The sequence below is a fragment of the Deltaproteobacteria bacterium genome (assembly GCA_016219225.1).
Lineage (GTDB): Bacteria > Desulfobacterota > RBG-13-43-22 > RBG-13-43-22 > RBG-13-43-22 > RBG-13-43-22.
Window position 1 is genome coordinate 17,095 of record JACRBX010000090.1, and the last position, 20,799, is coordinate 37,893.

Sequence of the window (20,799 nt, forward strand, 5' to 3'; positions counted from 1 at the left end):
ATAATAAAATAGCATGGATAAAAACAATCAGAAACGACAAGTTCGTAAAGAGTACGAATGCGCCCATTTTCGTCATTCCCGTGGAAACGGGAATCCAGTTTTTTCATTGGCAGGCCGACCTGGATCCCCGTCCCCGATTAAGGCATTCGAGGACAGGCTCTGCGCGGGAATGACGACCTGCAATGAATCCATCAGAAATAGAGAGGTTTTGTTACCATGAATGAGCTTTTACTGTTGGTTGAATCCAAAGAGGGATTGCCGGATAAGACAACCCTGGAACTCATACGGGGGGGAAGCGACCTGGCTAAGGAGTTGGGTATCGACACATCAGCCGTAGTGGTGGGCCATGAAACCCCATCATTAGCAGAATCGGTGGCCTCCTACGGACTGAAGAAGATTTACAGACTGGAGCACCCAATGCTTTCAGGTTTTCAACCTGACGCCTGGGTGGGGGCCCTGGAGTGGCTATGCCGGCAAATCGGCCCCCGGATATTTCTCGCCAGCCACTCGTTTGTGGGAAAGGAAGTGGCCCCCAGGCTGGCCTGCCGGTTGAAAACGGAGCTCACCACGGATTGCATAGGCCTCAAGATCGATCCCCAGGACGGCCTTCTTATTCGCACCAAGCCTATTTACGGGGGTAACGCCATCGCCGCCCTGAAGTGCGCCGGCCTTCCTCAGATGGTCACCGTCAGGAAAAATATCTTTGAGCCCATGGAACCAGTCGATACCCGGAGTGAATTGGTGGACCTGGTTCCCGATCTCGATGAATCGATCATCAAGGTCAGGTCGTTGAAGATTGTCCCGGAAGAAGTTGTTGAACTGGACAAGGCCCATGTCGTCATATCCGGGGGAAGAGGGGTCGTGGAGAAAGAGGATTTTGACATGCTTAAAGCCTTGGCCGCGGCCCTGAACAAATCCTCCGGGAATGTGACCATGGTCGGCTGCAGCCGACCGGTGGTTGATAAATGCTGGCTGTCCTCCGACCACCAGGTCGGTTTGACCGGTTCGATCATTGCCCCGGATATCTATGTGGCCGTCGGGATATCGGGAGCCATTCAACATCTGGTGGGTATGATAAGGTCCAAGAAGATCATTGCCATCAATACGGACCCCGGCTGCAATATGTTTAAAGTCGCCGATTACGGCGTTGTGGAAGATTATAAGGTGCTCATACCGGCTTTGGTAAAGAAATTGGAGGAGTGATCATGAAAGAAATACGCATCATTGTCTGTGCCAAACAGATTCCCGATCCGGAGGCGCCCTTCTCAAACGTTACGGTCAACGTGGAGAAAAAAGAGGTCATCGTCGACGCCCCGGATGTGATCAGCCCCTACGATGAAAATGCCCTGGAAGCGGCCATCAGGATAAAAGAAGAGGTGGGGGGAAAGATAACCGTCTTGAGCCTGGGCCGGAAGGTTTCGGATACGGTCCTGCGAAAGACCCTGGCCGCCGGGGCCGACGCCTTGATCCTTATTGAAGATCCGGCCTTCGAGAGGCTTGACAGTAATTCCGTGGCCTACGTGCTTTCCCGGGCGATCCAGAAGATCGGCGAGTATGATCTTATCCTGACCGGGAGACAGGCGGGAGACTGGGACTCCGGGCAAGTAGGTTTGATCCTCGCTGAAATGCTGGGCATTCCGACCATCAGCCTGGCCCGTTCGATAAAGGTGGACGATGGCCGTGTGCTGGTGGAAAAGACCATCCCCGTGGGCTATGAGGTGGTCGAGGCAGGACTGCCGGCCCTGGTTACGGTGAGTAATGAGGTGGGGGAGCTGCGCTACGTTTCCAGAACCAGGATGATGGGCCTCCTGAAACGGCCCATCCCCATACCGAAATGGGGGTCCAAGGACCTGGTCACTGACCTGGAAATCCTTAAGAAGGTGCAACTTATCGAGCTGTCACCGCCCCCGGACATGAGGCGGGAGTGTGCGTTTATAGAAGGGGCATCGCCTGAAGATAAGGCGGACAAGCTGGCCGCTGTTTTCAAAGAAATCGGATGAGTGCAGTGGCGCCCGAATATGAAAGGGTTTTTATTCACCGCAAAGACGCTGAGGACGCTGAGAGAACCATTTTGGTTCAATCCCGTGAGAGGCGGGATTGAACCAAACCCATTAGGCCTCCGGCCAAGTAATTACCGCAGGTTAGCGAAAGCTTTTTCCTTTCTGTCCTCTCAACAGAAAGGAAAATTATTTCTCCTTTGCGATCTTTGCGTCTTTGCGGTGAAAACAGATTTTTTAAAATTTAATATTATCAAAATGAGGGAGGTAACGAAATGGCTGACAAAGTTTACGATGCGGTAATTATCGGAGGAGGACATCACGGAACGACCATCGCTCCTTACCTGGCCAAAGCAGGCCTGAAGGTCGGGGTCTTTGAGCGCCTGGATCATTTGGGTGGCGGAGCGGTCACGGAAGACCTCCCCGCTCCCGGATTTCGCGGGAATTTCTGCGCCCATTTTACCCGCTACTACGGCCACCCAGCCTATAAGGAATTCAATCTTCGAGAGGAAGGACTGGAATACACCTTCCCGGACACCAACGAAGCCATCATCTTTGATGACGAGACCAGTTACGTGGCTTATGCGGCCTTTACGGTGATCGATCCCATGACGGGCGAATCACGGTTTAATGAAGGAAATGTTAGAAAGACTTACGATCAGATCGCCCGGTTTTCCAAAACCGATGCGCAGACCTATCTCGATCTGACCGAAAAATATAAAGATAAGTGGCGAGTCGCTTACCATAAGTATCGGTATTCGCCTCCCACTCCCTGGGGAGTACCAGACCCCCTGGAAGCGCTTTTTGACGATCCTAAAAGCGGCCTGGATCTCCCCATGCAGTTTATGACCTGTAAGCAATTAGCCCGTTATTTCTTCGAAAGTGATGAGCTGCGCATATTAACTTTGAGGGGATTTCTCACCTCCTGGGGTTGTTTTCCCGATGATATTCCCGGTATCGCCATTGCCATCGCCACCATCCATCTGACCTTGGGCTGGGAACCGGCCGCCATTGCCAAGGGCGGCACCCAGGCCATCACCAATGCCCTGGTTTCCGCCGGAAAGAAGCTCGGCATAGAGTATACCCTGAATTCCGAAGTCCAAAAAGTCCTGATCGAAAACGGCCGGGCCGCGGGCATCAAGCTCATGGACGGCACGGAGGTTTCCGCCAGGCAAATGGTGGTGTCGGACAATGCCTCCCCGCAGCTCTTTTTAAGGTTGATCGGCGAAGACCGGATCACAGAAGAGATGAAGCGGAAGGCCCGGGTCTACCAGTTCGACCGGGGCGAGCTTTTTTGGGGAACGGTGGGGGTCCACGAACTGCCGCAGTACAAAGCCGCCAGGGATAACCCCGACGTCAACGCCACCCCCCGCACTTATTTCGCCCCCAAGGATCTCGGGTTCATGGAAGACAAGTACATGCATGAGATTTTCCTTTTCGGCATGCCCTCCAAGATGTTCATCCTGACGGCCCCCGACAGCATCTGGGACCCCAGCCGGGTGCCTGAGGGGAAGCATTCCCTGCATGTCGAAGAGTTCACCTGTCCGGCCCGGTTGTTTTCCCGGAAGGAATGGAAACAGATGACCCTGGAATTTGTGGACGTGCTGTTCGAGCGCTGGGCGGAGTATGCTCCCAATATGACCAAAGACAACCTGATTGTTCACCGCATCACCAACCCGGTCGATATCCAGGACACACACCTGGACATGAAGGAAGGAGGTTGGTGCGAAGGCAACTGCAGCGGTGTTCAAAATGGTCGTTTCAGGGGGGTCCCCGGGGGATATCGGACCTTTGTCAAGGACCTCTATATGTGCTCATCCGGCGTCTATGGCGGGCCGGGCATCGGACGGGGCTCGAGTTATAACTGTTATAAACTCATTGCCGAAGACCATGGGCTGCCGGCCCCAAAATATTAGTTCGAAAATAAGGTTTGTTTATGTAGCACAGCCGCCCTCGGATGTTTCCACTAACAACAGGCGTTTGAAAATATGATTTGGGGGGTACCATGCAGGAGATAAGTTTCCGACTTAACGGGGTCCGAAGGAAGGTAATTACCGATCCTCAAAAGAAACTCTTAGAGGTGATTCGGAAGGACCTGAAGCTGGTTGGAACCAAAGAGGGTTGCTCGGAGGGATATTGCGGCACCTGCACGGTGCTGTTGGACGGAAAGGCCACGCTGGCCTGCCGGGTGCCCGTATCCAAGGTGCAGGGACGGTCGGTGACCACCATCGAAGGTCTGGGCACGATTGACCGACCCCATCCCCTGCAACTGGCCTTTGCCAGGGCCGGGGCCATTCAATGCGGGTTCTGCACACCGGGCCTGATCCTCCGTTCCAAGGCCCTCCTCGATGAAAACCCGAGACCCGAACGGCCGGAAATTGAAAAGGCCCTCCAACCCCATCTTTGCCGCTGTACCGGTTATCAGAAAATCTTCGAGGCCGTCGAATTGGCGGCCTCGGTCCTGAGAGGGGAAACAGGTCCCATTTCTCTCAAAACAGAAGGAGGACTCATCGGAAAACCGGTGGTCCGGATCGATGCCTTAGAGAAGGCTACCGGTACGGCCCTCTACGCTGATGATATCGCTGTTGACGGCTGCTGCTTCATGAAGGTCTTGAGGAGCCCTCATCCTCAGGCCCGAATTCTAAAAATAGACAAGAGGGAGGCCGGGCAGGCCGCCGGGGTGGTGGCGGTCCTGACGGCCGAGGATGTGGGCGGGACCAATATCCTGAAGATGGCCGGGGACGATCAGCCGCTGCTCTGTAAGGACAAGGTCCGGTTTATAGGGGACCCCGTGGCCGCCGTGGTGGCCCTATCCGAGGGGGAGGCCTTACAGGCCCTTGATTTAATCCAGGTGGTCTACGAGCCGCTGGAACCGGTGCTGACCCCCTGGGAGGCGCTGCGGGAGGGGGCCCCGAAGGTGCATGACGACCGGGGTAACCTGTTTTTTCAACAGCCGATTATTTTTGGTGAGGCCGGAAAGGGTTTCGCGGAGGCCGATTTTACCGTCGAGGCGAAATATACGACCCAGACGGTTGATCATGCCTACCTCGAGCCGGATACGGGAATCGCTTTTATCCATGAAAACGGCCAACTGGTGATTATCTCGGGAAGCCAGAATATCCACGCCCATCGGAAAACAATCGCCGGGGCCATCGGACTTTCCATCGACCAGGTGCGGGTGATCCAACCGTCCATGGGAGGCGCCTTCGGCGGGCATCTGGACGTCTCGGTCGGCGGTCTTCTGGGCCTGGCCGCCTGGAAACTGAAGAGGCCGGTGAAGCTGGTCTATACCAGGAAGGAGACCTTCCAGGCCACGACCAAGCGGCATCCCTTTTACCTGGACCTGAAAATCGGGGCCGCGAAGGACGGCACTTTTACCGGCCTGCAAGGTGAGGTGTTAGTCGATGGCGGGGCCTACAAGTCTTTTTCCAACAGCGTCACCACCCGGGGTCTGGCCCATGCCAGCGGGCCCTACCGGTTTCCCCAGGCCCATCTTCTGGGAAAAGCGGTTTACACCAACACGGCCGTCCGGGGGGCCATGCGGGGGTTCGGTGTACCCCAAACGATTTTCGCCCTCGAATCGGCCATTGATGAACTGGCCTTGAAAATGGAAATCGACCCGCTGGAACTGCGTCTCAAGAATGCCTTTGTCCCGGGCGATGTAACCATCTGCGGGCAGACTCTGGTGGGCGCCTTTGGGTTCCGGGAATGTTTGGAAACCCTGCGGCCTCTTTACCTTCAGGCCCTGAGAGAGGCGAAAAATAATGGAGACGACGGGGTGAAACGCGGAGTCGGACTGGCCGGCATCTGGTTCGGGCCAGGCCGCAGCGCCCCCGATCAATCCGAAGCCTGGGCCGAGCTGTTGCCGGATGACCGGCTGCAGATTTGGATCGGTGCCGCCGACATGGGCCAGGGAGCAGAAACGCTTTTCTGGCAGATCGCGGCCGAGACCATGGGCTTTCCCCTTGAACGGGTCCTGATTTGCACCACCGATACCCGATTCACACCCGACGGTAATTTTTCCGCGGGCAGTCGTCAGACCTATGTCTCGGGCCGGGCGGTCCAAATGGCGGTCGAGGAATTGAAAAAAACCATGGGGGGTAACGGGGCCCACAGTTATGAACAAATGAAAGCCAAGGGTTTGCCCATCCTCTTTAAGGCGGTCAACCGGCCGGAAACGACCAAGTTGGATCCCCAAAATGGTCATGGCGTACCCTGGGAGACATACTCCTTCGGAGTCCAGATGGCGGAAGTGGCCGTGGAGGTGAAGACCGGCAAGGTAAAGGTGTTGAAGGTGACGGCGGTGAATGATCTGGGCACGGTAATCAACCGGCAGATTGTGGAGGGGCAGATCGAGGGGGCGATCGTGATGGGCCTGGGCTATGCCTTGACCGAGGAGTTTGTTTACAACGACACCGATAGTTTTGCCAAATTCCGGATCCCCCGGGCCAAGGACACCCCCCGGATGAAGGTGATCACCCTGAACATCCCCAGGGAGAAAGGCCCTTTCGGGGCCTCGGGCGCGGCGGAATATGCCGATGCGCCCACGGCCCCGGCCATTATGAATGCTATTGCCAATGCCTGCGGGGCCCGTATCCGGGACCTGCCGGCAACGCCTGAAAAGGTCAAAGAGGCATTGGGGGATATTGGACGCAGATGAACTCGGATCGGCAGAGGGCAGATCGTGCAGATTGCCGGGATTAACACAAAAATAAGTTCGGAGTAGGGAGTTCGGAGTAATCCACCTCGTGGTGCCCGCTTCAGGCGGCATGAAGGTTTTATATAAAGAGCGGATTGAATGGTTATCGGCGGGTATCGGCGTCCTCATCAAACCGGGAAGGGCGAAAGGATCATGACCCCTCGCCCTTCCCGGTCCAGGAATCGCTTCCCTCTGCCTATCTCTTGTTCCAGGGTGACGCCATGAGGAATTTGGCTGTGGCAACATCAGGCGGAGAGACGAGCTCATTCTTGCCGTTCTGCCATTGACGCAACCCATATTTGACGATCCCGGTCCCATTGGATCTGAATTTCACCGGCCCGCGGACGGTTACCATATTGGTGGCCCCTATGGCCGCCCTGAGTTTCTCTCTGTCCAGGCTCCCTGCTCTTTCTATGGAATCGGCCAGAATCTGCACCGCCGCATAGGCTGCGCCCACCGGGAGGCCTATATTTTTCTCCTGGGGAAAAGCGGCGTGGTAGTCCTGGACCAATTTTTTGTTGTTGGGATAGGGCATATTTTCCTGCCAGTTGCCGTCAGAGAGGATGTAGTTTGCGTCCGCCCCCAGGGCATCCCAGTAGGTGGTCAGGTCCGGCCCTCTTATCAGGGTAGTCACTTTAGGAGCATAGTCGAGCTGTTTCATCTGGCGGACCAGAACCATGCTCTGCGGCGGTGTGGGAACAGAGTACAGGGCATCTGCTCCGGCTGCTTTAGCCGCCAGGACAAGGGAAGAGAAATCATTGGCGGCGGAGGCAAACTTTTGATCGACCACAACAGCGTAACCCTTTGCCTTGGCCAGCTCACGCAGATATTTTCCGGACTCCAACCCCCAGTCACTCTGTTCTTCAAAGTAGGCTATCTTAGTAGGCCTCTCATTCTTGGGGATCGAATCCAAGAGGTCGAAGAAGGCCTTCACCTGATCGCTGCTCATGGAAAAAGGGGCAAAGATGTACTTGAATCCCCTCTTGAATGGGCCTTCAACAGCGATGGTCACGCCGATCCAGGGCACCTTATTTTTTTCGCCCGCAGACAATCCGGCCACATTGAGCAGCGATGAATACCCGCCCATGTAAGCCACGACTTTATCAACAGAATAAAGCTTGTCGAGTCTCGCCGTCGTTTTTACCGGGTCAGATTCATCATCCAGCACGATCAACTCTATGGGCAGTTTTTTCCCCAGCTCTTTCACCATAACCCCGCCATTAGTATTGATGTGCTTCACGGCGATCTCATATCCCGCTTTCAAATCCTTTCCCCCCGAAGCCATCCGGCCGGTCAAAGGCACTACCGTGCCGATCCTGATGCTCTGAGGGGCAGGCTGGGCGAAACTGGCCGTGTAAGTGAAAAGGACCGCCGACAACAGCAAAACGGCAATCAACAATGACTTTCCAATCGACCTCTTTTTTTTCATCTTCTCCTCCTTTTTTTAATACCTGCTTTTTTAGCATTGCCATGTGACTTGACTCAGCACTTTTTAGAGCTTTGTCTGCCTTTTGTCGCCATCCCCACAAGACCTCCAGGCAGAAAAAGCACGATAAGGATAAATACGACCCCAAAGATGAGCACATTGATCTGGCCCAGGTTGATGGCAAAGATCTCCTTCAAGATGACATAGCCGACAGCACCGATGATCGGTCCGGCAATGGTGCCTGCTCCCCCGATGAAAACGATCAGCACCGGGTCGAAGGACCAGACGAGGTCAAAGGGGACATAGTAATAGTAGCTCACATAATAATAGGCAAACAGCCCTCCGGCCAATCCGGTGATAAAGGTGCTGAGGGCCATGGCGATCACCTTGAATTTGACCACGTTGATACCCGTCGCTGCAGCTGCTTCTTCATCCTCGCGGACGCAGAGCATGGCCAGCCCCAATTTGGAATGATTAATCCCGTATACGCCGGCGATAGTCAGTATGACCACTACGAAGGCAGCGTAAAACCGGGTTACCGGGTTGTATCCCGACATCAGATCGGCGGGCAAGAAGTCCACCCCGGGCAGTACATTCTGAACGGTAATCGAGGCAATCATGGCTACCCCGAGGGTGCCGATGGAAAAGTAATGGGCCCTCAATCGCAAGGTCGGCAGGCCGATCAGGCAGGCCAAAATGAGGGCCGACAGTGCTCCGCACAGCAAGGCTATAGGGAAGGGCCAGCCTGCTACCCAGACGGCGCGACAGCACAGCGAGCCCATGCCGAAAAAGGCGGCTTGGCCCAGGTTGATCTGACCGCAATACCCCCCGAGAATGTTCCAGCTATGGGAGAGTATGGTATATAAGCATAGCAGGAAGAGGATGTTCAAAATATATTCGCCTTTTATAAAAATCGGTACCAGGCCAATGGCTCCGATAAAGCCGGCAAGAATCATTAGGGATTTGTTATTTAGGCTTGCCATCAGGACTTTCTCCCCATCAACCCCTGGGGCCGGAGCAGAAGAAAAAATACAAAAAGCACCAGACCGATGACCTCACGGTAGGCGGCTCCAAGAAAAAGAACGCCAATAGCCTCGGCAATACCGAGGGATAAACCGCCCAGCAGGACCCCGTAAACGCTTCCAACTCCGGCAAGGATGATCACCACCAGGGCCTTATTGGTCAACTCAAAAGAGACCGCCGGGTTGAAGGAGGATAAAGAGACCATGACGCCCGGCACGGCAGCCAGAGCCACACCGATTCCGAAGGAGACCAGATAGGTGAGTTCGACGTTGATACCCATCATGGCAGCGGCCTCGTGGTCCTGGGATGCGGCCCGAATGCCTTTGCCGAAATAAGTCCTGGCCAGAAAGAGGTCGAGGAGAATGGTGACCAGCACGGCAAAACTGACAGCGCCGATACCGATATAGGGTATGCGCAGGCCGAAAACCTGTAAGACCAGTCCGGCATAATCCGGGGTTACGGCCCTTTCATCGGCTGTCCAGAGAAGGGTGGCCAGGTTGGAGAGGATCAGGAGAAGTCCGAAAGATATCAAAAGGGAATTTTTGGTCTTCTGACCTTCGGAAAACCCTTTAAGGGGATTAAATAGGATTTTGTAAAGGACGAGACCCAGAATAAAAAAGGCCGGGGCTATGATCACTACCGACAGGAAGGGATCTATCTTCAACAGATGGACGAGCCAGAAACAGGTATAAGCGGCCCCCATGATGAGGGCGCCATGGGCTACGTTCAAATAACTCATGACCCCGAAAACGAGTGACAGCCCCAGACCGACCGATCCGTAAAGGGCCCCGTTAATCAGGCCGTATAAAAGAATTTGAAGGGTAATGACCATATCCTTTAGCTCAGAGCCAGATAGGCATTTTTTACCTGTTCATCGTTTAGAAGTTCCTGGGCCGTTCCCTGGCCGACAATGCGCCCATTTTCTATTACATATCCTTTGTGGGCTACGTCCAGGGCCATTCGCACATTTTGTTCAACCAGGAGTATGGTCATGTTCAGTGTCCGGTTTATTTCCTGGAGGGTTTTATAGATGCTCTGCACAATGATGGGCGCCAGCCCCAGGGAAACCTCGTCCACGAGCAGGAGTTTAGGCCGGGACATCAGCCCTCGGGCAATGGCCAACATCTGTTGTTCTCCCCCGCTCAAGGTACGGGCTGTCTGCCCGGTCCTGTCCTTGAGTCTCGGAAAGGTCTGAAAGACCCACTCCAGGGTTTCCTCTTTAGCCTTTCGCGCACTTTTAATATAGGCGCCCATTTCAAGGTTCTCAAGCACCGTCATCTCTGGAAAGAGTCGGCGGCCTTCCGGCACAAGGGAAATCCCCAGCCTTACCCTGTCCTGGGGCGGCATCTTTTGGATCTGCTCGCCTTCTATCGTGATCGTCCCTTTTTCCGGTTTCAAAAAACCGGATATAGCTCGAAGCACGCTGCTTTTCCCTGAGCCGTTGGACCCGATAAGGGCGACGATCTCTTCCTTTTCCACGGTCAGCGAAATATCCCATAAGGCCTGGAAATCCAGATAATAACCATCAACCTGCTCTATCCTAAGCACAGAAATTTTCTCCCAAATAGGCTGCGCAAACCTTTTTATCTTCTATGGCCTCCCGGGGCAAGCCTTCAAATATTTTGCCGCCCGAGCTAATGACGATTACCCTGTCTGAAACACCGAGAATTACTTTTATCACATGCTCAACAATCATCAGGGTAATACCGCGGGTCTTGATGGTTGCGATAAGGCGAAGGGCCTCTTCTACCTCGGTATGATTCAACCCGGCAAAAACCTCGTCCAACAGAAGGAGGTTAGGCCTTGTCGCCAGGGCCCGGGCTATTTCGAGCCTTTTCCGGTCGATAAGGGTGAGCCGGCCGGCCGGAACCTTTATTTTATTCCCCAATCCAACCAGGTCCAGTATCTCTGCCGCCTCTTTTAGCGCCTCTTTGAGCCTCCTGGCCGGCTCACTGCCGTAGGCCCTTCCGGCGGCCACATTTTCCAGCGTGGTCAACTGGAGAAAGGGTCTGACAATCTGAAACGTCCTGGCTATACCTTTTTGGCAAACGCTGGAAGCATCCCGGTTCGTTATATCTTCACCCAAAAAGGTCAGGGTGCCCCTGTCCGGTTTGAGAAAACCGGATATCATGTTGAACAACGTGGTCTTTCCCGAGCCGTTCGGCCCGATGATGCCCAACGTCTCCCCGCCCTTAAGCGTAAAGGAGATATCGGCAATCACAGTGAGACCGCCAAAGGATTTGGCCAACTTCCGCGCTTCTAAAAGGGACATGCCCGCGCCATCCTTCATGGGATAAATAGGTACCTTACCGGTTTCCATAATCTAACCAATTTTTTTAAAAGAGGCCAGGTACCGTTGCGCCAATACCTGGTAAAAGGCCAGACCTTCTCTGATTTGCACTATCTGTTCCGGACTCAATGCTTGAACAATTTTGGCGGGAGAACCTATGACCAGACTTCCCTTAGGAATTTCCTTATTAAAGGGGACAAAGCACCCCGCGCCGATAATGCAGCGGGAATGAATAGTGACCCCATCGGCAATGATCGCCCCCATCCCTACCAGGACCTGGCTGTGAATTTCACAGCCATGGAGGATACTGCCATGACCGATATGCGTTTCCCGGTGGAGTCGGGTGGTCTTTCCCGGAAAAGTATGGATGATTACGTTTTCTTGGACGTTGGAACCTTCGCCGATCCGAATGATGCCTATATCACCCCTAAGAACAGCACCCGTCCCGAGGTAACAACCGGCTTCAATTTGGACATCCCCTATCAATACGGCCTCCGGATGCACAAAGGTTTTAAGATCGACCCGAGGCCGTTTTCCTTCAAATTCATAAAAAGCCATAATAATCCAGTCCGGGGTTAACGCTCTTTCGCCCTTTCCAAGACCTCCACGATTCCTATGTTTCCGTCAATCCTGATTAAATCTCCATCGTTGATCGACCGGGTGGCATTCCAGGTCCCGACCACGGCTGGAATGTTATATTCCCGGGCGGCAATAGCCGCATGGGTTAACATCCCCCCGGTATCGGTGACGACACCGGCAATTTTAACGAAAAGAGGGGTCCAGGCTGTGCCGGTGTAGGGACAAACGAGGATTTCTCCGGCCTTGACCTTTTGAAAATCTTTATAGTCCAGGACCACCCGGGCCCGTCCTTCGGCTATGCCGGAAGCCCCGGGGAACCCTTCCAATCGTTTTTCGATTTCTCTTTCCCCCTTGGGATGGAGGATATCATCGATAATTCCGAATACCTTGATGCCGATCGGATCGGTCATTTTTTCAGGAACATTGCCAATGGTCAGGGGTGCGTCCGAATCAACGGCCATCCTGGTATCTTCTTTTCTCTCCCGGACCAAATTAGGGATCAAGGCGCTGTAATGATATTGGGCAATTTCCTCATTACAGACCAGGGCCTCCATCACTTCGACCAATTCATGGTAGGTTAAATAACAGACGTCCTCAATCTGCTCAACGAGCCTCCGGCGAAAGAGCCGCTTTCCGCAGGCCGTAATGGCATAATGCAACGCCGCCGTAGATCCCTGGTCGATATAAAATCCATGGTCTTCCTGAAAGGCATAAACCCCTTGAGCGGCTTTCAATAATCGTTGGAATTGCCGTTTTTCTTCCTCCCCTTCCAATCCTTCGTCAAAAGTTTTGATGGCCTTATCCCTTTGATTATAAATTTCCTGTTTGGAAGCATAAAAATCCCACCCTGTTTCCATGCGTGGGTAATAGCCTTTTATAGTGTCCAGCACCGGAACCGGGTCTTCTTTCCAGGTGGGTGTAGTCACATCCAGATGGGCGGCCACCACTCGATTGCCGAAGATGGATAAAAAGCGTTGAAATTTTTCAAGCCAGGGTTTGGCATCCCCGGTTTTATTTAACTGTTCCATTAAATCTTCCGCGTTGGTCCCGAGCAGGAGGTCCTTGATCCCGCACCTTTCGGCGAATTGAGCCAGGCTCCAGAGCTCTTCGTCGGTTTGGGTGGCGATGCTTTCAAACCCCCTCAACATGATGACAAAATTTTTTTCTTCCAGGCCATGTTTTTTACAGAAATCCTCAAAGGCGAAATAGACGGCATCTGCCGGGTACATCAGGATGAAGTGGATCTCCCAATTTCTTCTATTCAGCTTTTCCGCTCTTTTCAAATGTTCCAGGAGATGCGGTAAGATCAATTTATCCGTATCCACCCCATTGAGGGTATCCAGGTTGGAGATGACTTCTTTGATATGTTTTTGATAGTATTCATCCCAGTGATCGATGCACCTATCGATCAGTGCCCCGAAAGCCGGACCCCTTTGGGCAATTTCTTCCGGGTCGTCTATCAGTGCGAAGCCGATGTAGACTTTCCCCTTATAGATCTTGACATGGCCTCCTTTGGAGGGCGGCAACTGGGTGGTGGCCGCGGCCACATGGTACCCCCAGGCATGGTGGGCCTGGATAGTGGTCATACCCATGGGGGTAATGGCATAGGGTTGATGTAAATCATCACGAAACCAGAAGATGGACTTGTCAAAATCGGTGTTGGGTCTCAATGTCCTTAAAGATGAGATGCTTCGGTCTAACATGGTTCTTTACCTCCCTTTCTTTCCTGTATCGGCAATGGCCCAGGCAATTCTTCCTGCGCCGGGAAAGCCCTCGGTTATTTTCTCCGTAAGGGAAACAATTCAAAACCAATTTTTTTCTGAAAAGTTCCGATTATCCCTTCGGGTGCTGAGAGGATGACCGTGATGGTGATCGCGCCCAGAATAATCATATTGTAGCCCACATATTCCGAAAGAAATTGTTGAAGGAGCACGTAAATGGCGGCCCCCAGCAGGGGACCTTCAATCGTACCAATTCCTCCGATAATCACAATAAATAAAAGTTTTACCGTCCAGCCGATGCCGAAGGCTTCAAAGGGCTGTATGAAAATAGCATTCAAATATAAGATTCCGGCCGCCATTCCTGAAACAAAGGCACTGAGTAAGAAACAGGTAAATTTGCAAAGGAAGATATTGACCCCCATGGCCTCGGAAGCCACATCATCATCCCTGATAGCCATCAGTCCCAGCCCCAATTTGGACCGGAGCAAGAGGTAAATAAGAGAGATCGCGCCGATAGCCATGATCAAGGCGGCATAATAAACAACAGACATCGAAAGTCTGTAGGCCGGGTGGATAAACATTCCCATTCCATAGCGGACGTACCCCCAATTGCTGAAGCAGATACCCAACGCCTCGGCGATGACCCAGGTTCCTATGGCAAAATAAACCCCTTTCATCCTAAAAATGGGCAGAGAAATAAACAAGGCCAGGACAGCAGAAACAAGCCCCCCTAAAAATACACTTATAACAATAGGAACCCCATAAAAAACCGATAATACGGCCAGGGTGTACCCGCCGATTCCGACAAACATTTGTTGTCCCAGGGAAATCATTCCCGAATAGCCGGCCAGGAGATTCCACATGGAAGCTAACGTGGCATGAACCAGGATCAACAACAAGACGTTGACGATATAGCGTGAAGACCAGAGAGGCAAGGTAACCAGCAGGGATAGAAAAACGAACACCAAAATGGTTCGTATATGGTTTGAGTTCATAATAAGATCTACCGCCTTCCCAATATTCCCTGGGGCCGGATAGTCAGGATAATGAGCAAGATAATATAGCCGCTTAATAATTGGAGGCCCGGTCCGAGCACACGCCCCCCGACCAACTGGGAAATCCCCAGGATCATTCCTCCGATAAAAGTTCCGGGAAGACTGCCTAAGCCCCCGATAATCACCACGGCAAAGGCAATGATCAAATATTGGGTCCCCGAATGGGGGTAAAAAGTAAAAGTCATACCGACTAACAACCCGGAAACGGCTGCGGTGACGGCCGCAATACCCATGGCCAGGGCATAAATCCTTTTAGGATTAACCCCCATTAATTTAACCGCCGTTAAATTATCAGAGGCGGCCCGTATAGCCCGCCCCAGATAAGTGCGGGTCATAAACAGATACAGGAGAAGGAGGACCAATAAACCCAGACTAAAATCCACCAGGTAAATGACCGGTATGTAAAAGAGGTCGAAGACGTTGAAACTTTTAATGACCAGATCCGTTCTCAAGGAACGGGCGTCGGGCCTGAAAACAAGCAACAGGGCATTTTGAAGGATAATGGAGAGACCAAAAGAAATCATTAAAAAGGGCTCCATTCCTTTTTGGATCACCCGGTTAAATAAAAGAGACTGTATCAAATAACCAAAAATAAACATGGCCGGAAGAATGAAGACAAGCGTCCAGATAGGGGAACCGGTCAAAATCTTCAGAGAAAGGAGGCTGAAATAACTGGAAAGGATCATCAATTCTCCATGGGCCAGATTCACCTGTCGCATAATCCCGAAGATCAGGGAAAGCCCTATGCCGATCACCGCATACAACCCCCCCAGCAAAATCCCGTTTATTATAGGCTCAAAGAAGGCCGTCATAGGCAAAAATCCCTTTCTGAATTTTGCGATGTGAGCACTATGTTTGAGGAGCATCCCGCCAATGGCGGGATTTGAAGAAAGAGGCCCCTGCCTTTTGGCCTTAAGTTTGTCTCAGACGAACGTTCCTCAAACACTTGGTCAGGCTTTAAGGCCGAAATAGGCCCTCTTCACATCTTCCTCCGACAATTCCGCAGGAACGCCCTCCAGGGCAATCTTTCCCTCCTGAAGGATATAAGCATAGTTGGCCACCTTGAGGCTTCTTTTAATATCCTGCTCCACCATAACAACGGTCATCCCCTCTCGGTTGATCTCTTGCACAGTCCTGAAAAGGACTTTAACCACAATCGGACTTAATCCTAATGAGATCTCATCAAAAAGGATTAACCGGGGTTGGGACATCAAGGCCCGGCCGATGGCCAGCATCTGTTGTTCTCCGCCGCTCAGATCGGTTCCCATCTGGGCACTTCGTTCTTTTAATCTCGGAAAAAGGGTAAAAATCTTATCCAGGGTTATCTTTCGAGCCTTCCGTGCCCGGCGGGGGAAAGAACCCATGAGCAAATTTTCCTGAACCGTCAAATTTGAAAATATCTTACGGCCTTCCGGTACCAGGGCCAGTCCCAATTCCAAAATGTGATGGGTTTCCAAATGATCTATCTGGATTCCATTAAAATGGATACTCCCCTCTCTGCCTTTTAGGAGACCGGCCATGGTTTTTAGCAAAGTGGATTTGCCCGCCCCGTTGGCCCCTAAAATGGAGACGATTTGGCCTTTTTCAACCTTCAGGGAAATAGAGGTCAGGGCTTTAAATTCCCCATAGAAGACCTCCAGATTCTGAATTTCAAGGGAGGAATTCATAACTCTTCGGCCCCTAAATAAATATCCTGAACCTTCTTGGATTGGAAAGCCTCCTGAGGGGTTCCACAGAATAATTTTTCTCCGAAATTCAGGACCAGCAGACGATCCGGACCTTTTTGCATGGCCATCATAATGTGTTCGACCCAGATGACGGTCATGCCTTTCTTACGCAAGGAATGGATGATCCCCAAGACTTCTTCCACTTCCGCTTCGCCCAGCCCCCCGGCAATCTCATCCACTAAAATTAAAGAAGGCTCACTGGCCAAGGCCCTGGCCAATTCAAGACGTTTGCGGTCCAGGAGGGGCAAGGAGCCGGCAATACTATTTTTTTTAACTATAAGACCGGTCATCTCCAGAATATCTTCACAAGTCTTTTTGGATTGGGAACAGTTCCTTCGGGCCCCATATACTGCCCCAACCAATAAATTTTCCAAGATACTCATAGTGAGGAAAGGGCGGGGGATTTGATAAGTACGGGCAATGCCCAGACGACATTTCTTGTAAGCGGGGGTAAAGGTCACATTTTCCCTGTTAAAGAAGATGGTTCCCTTGTCGGGTTTGATTTGGCCGGAAATAAGATTAAAGAGGGTCGTTTTTCCGGCCCCGTTAGGGCCGATGATGCCCAGGATCTCGCCGGAGTTAACCTCAAAACTGAGATTAAAAATAGGCATCAGTTTACCGAAGGCTTTACGCAGGTTCTCCACAACAAGCAGGCGATTATCTTCCATTTGGGAAAAAACCTCCATCCCTTCCATGATCCTGGTTTATTTAATGGGCCACTTTGGGTGGCCCGTCATAAGGTTTTATTTGGGGATCGGGAAGAGTAGCTTGCCGGTGGTCGGGATCTTTTTATATTCCTTGTTGTAAACGATTTGAAGTTCCCAGGGCCACTTGGTTCCCTTGACCCATTGACCGCCCACTAAAGGCGTAGATGAATAATTTTTATCATTAAACTTGATAGGTCCGACCACCGTATCCAGTTTGGTTTGGGCCAGGGCTTCCCGGATTTTGGTTTTATCCAGAGAACCGGCCCTTTTCAAAGCATCGGCTGCTATTTCAAAGGCGGCATAGTCGAATCCCAGGGGCTGGGTGGCCTGTCTCTTGGTATCTTTGGTCCATTCGTCAGCCAGGGCTTTACAGGTTTTTCCGGACAAAGAGGATTTGAAGGGATGCCAGGGGGTCCACCAAACTTCCGTAGTCAATCCCTGGGGGAGGTTTCCGCCGATAGCTTCCATGGCCGCCGGGAAAAGGCAGGCCTTTCCAATGGTGGCCATCTTGGGTATAAATCCCTGTTGATGGCATTGTCTCCAGGCCGTGGCCCAATCAGGCGGAATGGGTACTCCGGTCAGGATATCCACTTTCTCCTTTTTCCAGGTGCTGATAAAGCTGCTGAAATCCTGCATGCCATAAGGAAAGCGGCCCACATCGATGACTTTGTGACCCATACTCTGGAGCTTTTTGGAAAACTCCTGGGCCCAAACGGTCCCGTCGGGATCATTGGGCCAGAGACCGCCCACCACCTTGTTGGTTCTCCCGGCATTTTCATTCCACATCCCGGTATAGACGTTGATAATTTGGTCCAGAGACCAAAAATAATGGAAGGTCCATTTATAAGGTCCTCCGGTCAACCAGGGTTCGATAGGGGCCACGGAAGAAATACAAGGAACCTGGTATCTTTCACAGATGGCCCCCACGGGGTTGACCGTATCCGGGGTGTGCAGGACGACCATCAAATCAACTTTGTCCTGAAGAATCAATTTGGAAGCCACCTCGGCCGCTTTGGTTGGGTTGCTTTCGGTATCCATGGGTTTGACTTTAATCGGGAGTTTTTTATTCAGCTCTTTAATAAAAATGCCCCCACCCTTGTTGATTTCCTCTACGAGTTTCTTGTCGGCCCAGGCCGATGTTTCCCCAAAGGCGGCAATAGGACCGGTGGCCGGAGTCGGGTGGCCGATTAAAATGTGGTCCCTGGACTCGGCCCGGGCGGTTAATGGCGCCAAGGAACCCCCGGCAACCACCAGACCGGCAGCGCCTACTGTTTTTAAAAAGTCCCTCCGTGAAACCCCTTTCCCCAATATTTCTTTGTGGCTCATAATCCCCCTCCCCTTTTAAATGTTAACTGCTTAATAAATTAGGACGCTGATTTTCGCCGATACCCGCAGATAACTATTCTATATTCAAAATCTTGACAATCTGCGTCGATCTGCGTCCAAAAAGGAAGTTCCTATACCATCCAGTTAATAATTTTTGCTCAAAATGTTGGTCAAATGGCCAATTACCCGGCAGTTTTATTTAAGCAAAAATCGAGAAATTAAAAGCTTCTGAATCTCTTCAGTCCCCTCTTCAAAATGAAAAGAGCGGACGTCCCGGAAGTGCCTTTCCATGGGATAGGCCTTGGTGTAGCCGATCCCCCCATGGATACGCAGAGCCATTTCAGAAACGCGAATGGCCACCTGCTCGGCAAACAATTTGGCCATGGCCGCCTCTTTAACGATATCCTGACCGGCATCAAATTTCCAGGCCGCTTCGTAGGCTAACAGGCGGGCGGCCTGAATTTCGGTTCCCATCTGGGCAATGTTATTCTGAATGGCCTGGCGCTGGGCAATCCGTTTGCCGAAGGTAGTTCTCTTTTTGGCGTAATCAACCGCCAGATCAAGCATCCGTTGGGCCAGGCCAACACAGCAAAAGGCAATCGACACCCGGCTTAAATGAAGCATCCCAAAGGCTACGTCCAGGCCTTTCCCTTTCTCCCCGAGGACCTGGGAGGCGGGCACACGGCAATTTTCGTACCCCCCGTTAAAATGGCGTGGTCCAATGCATCCCATCATCTTGGGCATGGGTTTAAGGATCACTCCTTCCGTGGGAACATCCACCAAAAACGAGGTAACGCCTTCGTCCGTGGCCGCAAAGGCGTAAATCAATTTGGTATAATCCGGGAAAAGGGTGATGAGCCATTTGTGGCCATTTAAAAGGTAATGATCCCCATCCCGGACCGCTTTGGAATTGATATCCTTTCCGGTTCCGGCTTCGGGTTCGGTCAGGCTGTTGGCGGCCCAAATTTCACCGGTCGCCAATTTGGGCAGATAGTTCTTCTTTTGCTCCTCCGTGCCGAAATAGAGCAGGGGGCGCCAAAAAAGCCCGTTCATGGTATGGGCGATCAAGCGGACGGTGGCATAGGCTTTGGAGAGCTCTTCCAAAACAGTGAACCATTCCACGGCCGTCCATCCCTGGCCTCCATATTCCATGGGGATGGTCAGACCGAAAAACCGTCCCTTTCTTAAGGCTTCGACTAATTCTTCAGGGATCCGTTCCTCTTCTTCTAAAGGTCCCGACAAGGGATCCAAAACCTTTTCCACCCATTCTCTGGCCTCTTGCTTATATTTTAAGATTTGATCTGAAAGGCTGAAATCCATGGTATACTCCTTCCGTTAGTTCGAAAATACCGTTGCAGGTTACGAGTTACGGGTCCCGGAATACGGGTTCAAAACCAACCTTACTTCGATATTCATGATTCGACATTCGATATTCGATATTCGATTTTTCATGCTTTGTGGTACCTCTATGGGCCTGAGGGCTTAATTACCCGATCATGGTCAAACCACCATCGACACTCAGTACCTGTCCTGTTAAGTATCTGGCGTCATCGCTTACAAAAAAGGCCACCACATCGGCCACATCTTCCGGTTCTCCGAGGCGTTTCAAAGGGATCATTTTGGCCACGGCCTCCATGATTTTCTTTCCTTTTTCCCCTTCATGCAACCCCGTTAAAAGGTCCGTCTGGACTGGGCCGGGGCTGACGCAATTAACTCGTATGTTATATCGGGCCAACTCCCTGGCCAGGGCCTTGGAACTGGCCATAATCGCCGCCTTGGTACCACAATAAATGACCTCCCCGGAGTTTCCTATCCTTCCGGCATCTGAGCCGAGACTGACGATATTGCCGCTATTTTGTTGAATCATATAAGGCAGACAAACATGGGTAGTCATTAAGAAGCTCCGGTAATTGACATTAATCATTTTATCCCAGAGGGTCTGGTCCGTATCCACAAAAAACCTGGAGACATCCATGCCGGCGTTATTGATAAGGATATCGATGGACCCGAATTGCTGATGAATCTTGGCTACCGCTTCTTTGACCCTCTCATAGTCGGTTACATCGCAATCCAGGGCCAAAGCACCGACCCCTAAGCCCGTCAGCTCCTCGGCTGTCTTCTGGGCCGCCTCTTTTTGAATATCCAATAAACCGATATGGGATCCTTCCCGGGCCAGACGTAAGGCGATAGCGCGCCCTATGCCCCTGGCGCCACCGGTAACGATGGCTGTTTTTCCTTTTAACTTCATT

18 protein-coding genes are annotated in these 20,799 nt (G+C 52.1%); 4 read left to right on the top strand and 14 right to left on the bottom strand.

The genetic code is table 11. The annotated features are described in order from the left end of the window. Positions 1–216: 216 nt before the first annotated feature. The 4 genes from HY879_07520 to HY879_07535 all read left to right on the top strand — a co-directional run bounded on the left by HY879_07520 (position 217) and on the right by HY879_07535 (position 6,657). Positions 217–1,203: an electron transfer flavoprotein subunit alpha/FixB family protein gene (locus tag HY879_07520; GenBank protein ID MBI5603188.1), complete on the top strand. Its 987-nt coding sequence runs from the start codon at positions 217–219 to the stop codon at positions 1,201–1,203. A gap of 2 nt (positions 1,204–1,205) precedes the next feature. Further along, positions 1,206–2,000 (top strand): electron transfer flavoprotein subunit beta/FixA family protein, encoded by a 795-nt coding sequence (locus HY879_07525; GenBank protein MBI5603189.1) that lies wholly within the window; start codon positions 1,206–1,208, stop codon positions 1,998–2,000. Between the two features lie 272 nt (positions 2,001–2,272). Then, complete coding sequence (locus HY879_07530; GenBank protein MBI5603190.1) at positions 2,273–3,913, top strand: NAD(P)/FAD-dependent oxidoreductase; 1,641 nt, start codon at positions 2,273–2,275, stop codon at positions 3,911–3,913. 89 nt (positions 3,914–4,002) lie between these two features. Then, positions 4,003–6,657 carry a molybdopterin-dependent oxidoreductase gene (locus tag HY879_07535; protein MBI5603191.1) on the top strand — a complete coding sequence of 885 codons (2,655 nt, stop codon included), beginning with the start codon at positions 4,003–4,005 and terminating at the stop codon, positions 6,655–6,657. 235 nt (positions 6,658–6,892) lie between these two features. On the opposite strand, the gene HY879_07540 is transcribed toward HY879_07535, so the two are convergent. From HY879_07540 to HY879_07605, 14 genes are all read right to left on the bottom strand, one after another. Then, complete coding sequence (locus HY879_07540) at positions 6,893–8,125, bottom strand: amino acid ABC transporter substrate-binding protein (GenBank protein MBI5603192.1); 1,233 nt, start codon at positions 8,123–8,125, stop codon at positions 6,893–6,895. A gap of 53 nt (positions 8,126–8,178) precedes the next feature. Then, entirely contained in the window at positions 8,179–9,105 is a 927-nt protein-coding gene (locus tag HY879_07545; GenBank protein MBI5603193.1) for a branched-chain amino acid ABC transporter permease, read from the bottom strand. After that, a complete protein-coding gene (locus HY879_07550) occupies positions 9,105–9,977 on the bottom strand; it encodes a branched-chain amino acid ABC transporter permease (protein MBI5603194.1) in 873 nt (290 codons plus the stop codon). Before HY879_07550 ends, HY879_07545 begins: the two co-directional genes overlap by 1 nt. 5 nt (positions 9,978–9,982) lie before the next feature. Further along, the gene (locus HY879_07555) at positions 9,983–10,693 is read right to left on the bottom strand and encodes an ABC transporter ATP-binding protein (GenBank protein ID MBI5603195.1); all 711 of its coding nucleotides are present in this window, start codon (positions 10,691–10,693) and stop codon (positions 9,983–9,985) included. Beyond that, the gene (locus HY879_07560; GenBank protein MBI5603196.1) at positions 10,686–11,417 is read right to left on the bottom strand and encodes an ABC transporter ATP-binding protein; all 732 of its coding nucleotides are present in this window, start codon (positions 11,415–11,417) and stop codon (positions 10,686–10,688) included. Before HY879_07560 ends, HY879_07555 begins: the two co-directional genes overlap by 8 nt. A gap of 51 nt (positions 11,418–11,468) precedes the next feature. After that, positions 11,469–11,993 (bottom strand): gamma carbonic anhydrase family protein, encoded by a 525-nt coding sequence (locus HY879_07565; GenBank protein ID MBI5603197.1) that lies wholly within the window; start codon positions 11,991–11,993, stop codon positions 11,469–11,471. 17 nt (positions 11,994–12,010) lie between these two features. Next, entirely contained in the window at positions 12,011–13,717 is a 1,707-nt protein-coding gene (locus HY879_07570; GenBank protein ID MBI5603198.1) for a hypothetical protein, read from the bottom strand. A gap of 74 nt (positions 13,718–13,791) precedes the next feature. Then, complete coding sequence (locus tag HY879_07575) at positions 13,792–14,730, bottom strand: branched-chain amino acid ABC transporter permease (protein MBI5603199.1); 939 nt, start codon at positions 14,728–14,730, stop codon at positions 13,792–13,794. 8 nt (positions 14,731–14,738) lie between these two features. Further along, positions 14,739–15,602, bottom strand: coding sequence for a branched-chain amino acid ABC transporter permease (locus tag HY879_07580; GenBank protein MBI5603200.1), 864 nt, complete (start codon positions 15,600–15,602; stop codon positions 14,739–14,741). A 138-nt stretch (positions 15,603–15,740) separates the two neighbouring features. Beyond that, positions 15,741–16,457 (bottom strand): ABC transporter ATP-binding protein, encoded by a 717-nt coding sequence (locus tag HY879_07585; protein ID MBI5603201.1) that lies wholly within the window; start codon positions 16,455–16,457, stop codon positions 15,741–15,743. Beyond that, entirely contained in the window at positions 16,454–17,185 is a 732-nt protein-coding gene (locus tag HY879_07590) for an ABC transporter ATP-binding protein (GenBank protein MBI5603202.1), read from the bottom strand. Before HY879_07590 ends, HY879_07585 begins: the two co-directional genes overlap by 4 nt. Before the next feature lie 75 nt (positions 17,186–17,260). Then, a complete protein-coding gene (locus HY879_07595) occupies positions 17,261–18,550 on the bottom strand; it encodes an ABC transporter substrate-binding protein (GenBank protein ID MBI5603203.1) in 1,290 nt (429 codons plus the stop codon). 195 nt (positions 18,551–18,745) lie between these two features. Beyond that, positions 18,746–19,870 carry an acyl-CoA dehydrogenase family protein gene (locus HY879_07600; protein MBI5603204.1) on the bottom strand — a complete coding sequence of 375 codons (1,125 nt, stop codon included), beginning with the start codon at positions 19,868–19,870 and terminating at the stop codon, positions 18,746–18,748. Positions 19,871–20,036: 166 nt separating this feature from the next. Further along, on the bottom strand, positions 20,037–20,798 hold the full coding sequence (locus HY879_07605) for an SDR family oxidoreductase (GenBank protein MBI5603205.1): 762 nt from the start codon (positions 20,796–20,798) through the stop codon (positions 20,037–20,039). Position 20,799 lies beyond the last annotated feature (1 nt).

What these genes read in the sequence shown, in the direction of transcription:
- HY879_07520 (MBI5603188.1), top strand. Translation starts at nt 217, where the DNA reads ATGAATGAGCTTTTACTGTTGGTTGAATCCAAAGAGGGATTGCCGGAT.
- HY879_07525 (MBI5603189.1), top strand. Translation starts at nt 1,206, where the DNA reads ATGAAAGAAATACGCATCATTGTCTGTGCCAAACAGATTCCCGATCCG.
- HY879_07530 (MBI5603190.1), top strand. Translation starts at nt 2,273, where the DNA reads ATGGCTGACAAAGTTTACGATGCGGTAATTATCGGAGGAGGACATCAC.
- HY879_07535 (MBI5603191.1), top strand. Translation starts at nt 4,003, where the DNA reads ATGCAGGAGATAAGTTTCCGACTTAACGGGGTCCGAAGGAAGGTAATT.
- HY879_07540 (MBI5603192.1), bottom strand. Translation starts at nt 8,125, where the DNA reads ATGAAAAAAAAGAGGTCGATTGGAAAGTCATTGTTGATTGCCGTTTTG.
- HY879_07545 (MBI5603193.1), bottom strand. Translation starts at nt 9,105, where the DNA reads ATGGCAAGCCTAAATAACAAATCCCTAATGATTCTTGCCGGCTTTATC.
- HY879_07550 (MBI5603194.1), bottom strand. Translation starts at nt 9,977, where the DNA reads ATGGTCATTACCCTTCAAATTCTTTTATACGGCCTGATTAACGGGGCC.
- HY879_07560 (MBI5603196.1), bottom strand. Translation starts at nt 11,417, where the DNA reads ATGTCCCTTTTAGAAGCGCGGAAGTTGGCCAAATCCTTTGGCGGTCTC.
- HY879_07565 (MBI5603197.1), bottom strand. Translation starts at nt 11,993, where the DNA reads ATGGCTTTTTATGAATTTGAAGGAAAACGGCCTCGGGTCGATCTTAAA.
- HY879_07570 (MBI5603198.1), bottom strand. Translation starts at nt 13,717, where the DNA reads ATGTTAGACCGAAGCATCTCATCTTTAAGGACATTGAGACCCAACACC.
- HY879_07575 (MBI5603199.1), bottom strand. Translation starts at nt 14,730, where the DNA reads ATGAACTCAAACCATATACGAACCATTTTGGTGTTCGTTTTTCTATCC.
- HY879_07580 (MBI5603200.1), bottom strand. Translation starts at nt 15,602, where the DNA reads ATGACGGCCTTCTTTGAGCCTATAATAAACGGGATTTTGCTGGGGGGG.
- HY879_07585 (MBI5603201.1), bottom strand. Translation starts at nt 16,457, where the DNA reads ATGAATTCCTCCCTTGAAATTCAGAATCTGGAGGTCTTCTATGGGGAA.
- HY879_07590 (MBI5603202.1), bottom strand. Translation starts at nt 17,185, where the DNA reads ATGGAAGATAATCGCCTGCTTGTTGTGGAGAACCTGCGTAAAGCCTTC.
- HY879_07595 (MBI5603203.1), bottom strand. Translation starts at nt 18,550, where the DNA reads ATGAGCCACAAAGAAATATTGGGGAAAGGGGTTTCACGGAGGGACTTT.
- HY879_07600 (MBI5603204.1), bottom strand. Translation starts at nt 19,870, where the DNA reads ATGGATTTCAGCCTTTCAGATCAAATCTTAAAATATAAGCAAGAGGCC.
- HY879_07605 (MBI5603205.1), bottom strand. Translation starts at nt 20,798, where the DNA reads ATGAAGTTAAAAGGAAAAACAGCCATCGTTACCGGTGGCGCCAGGGGC.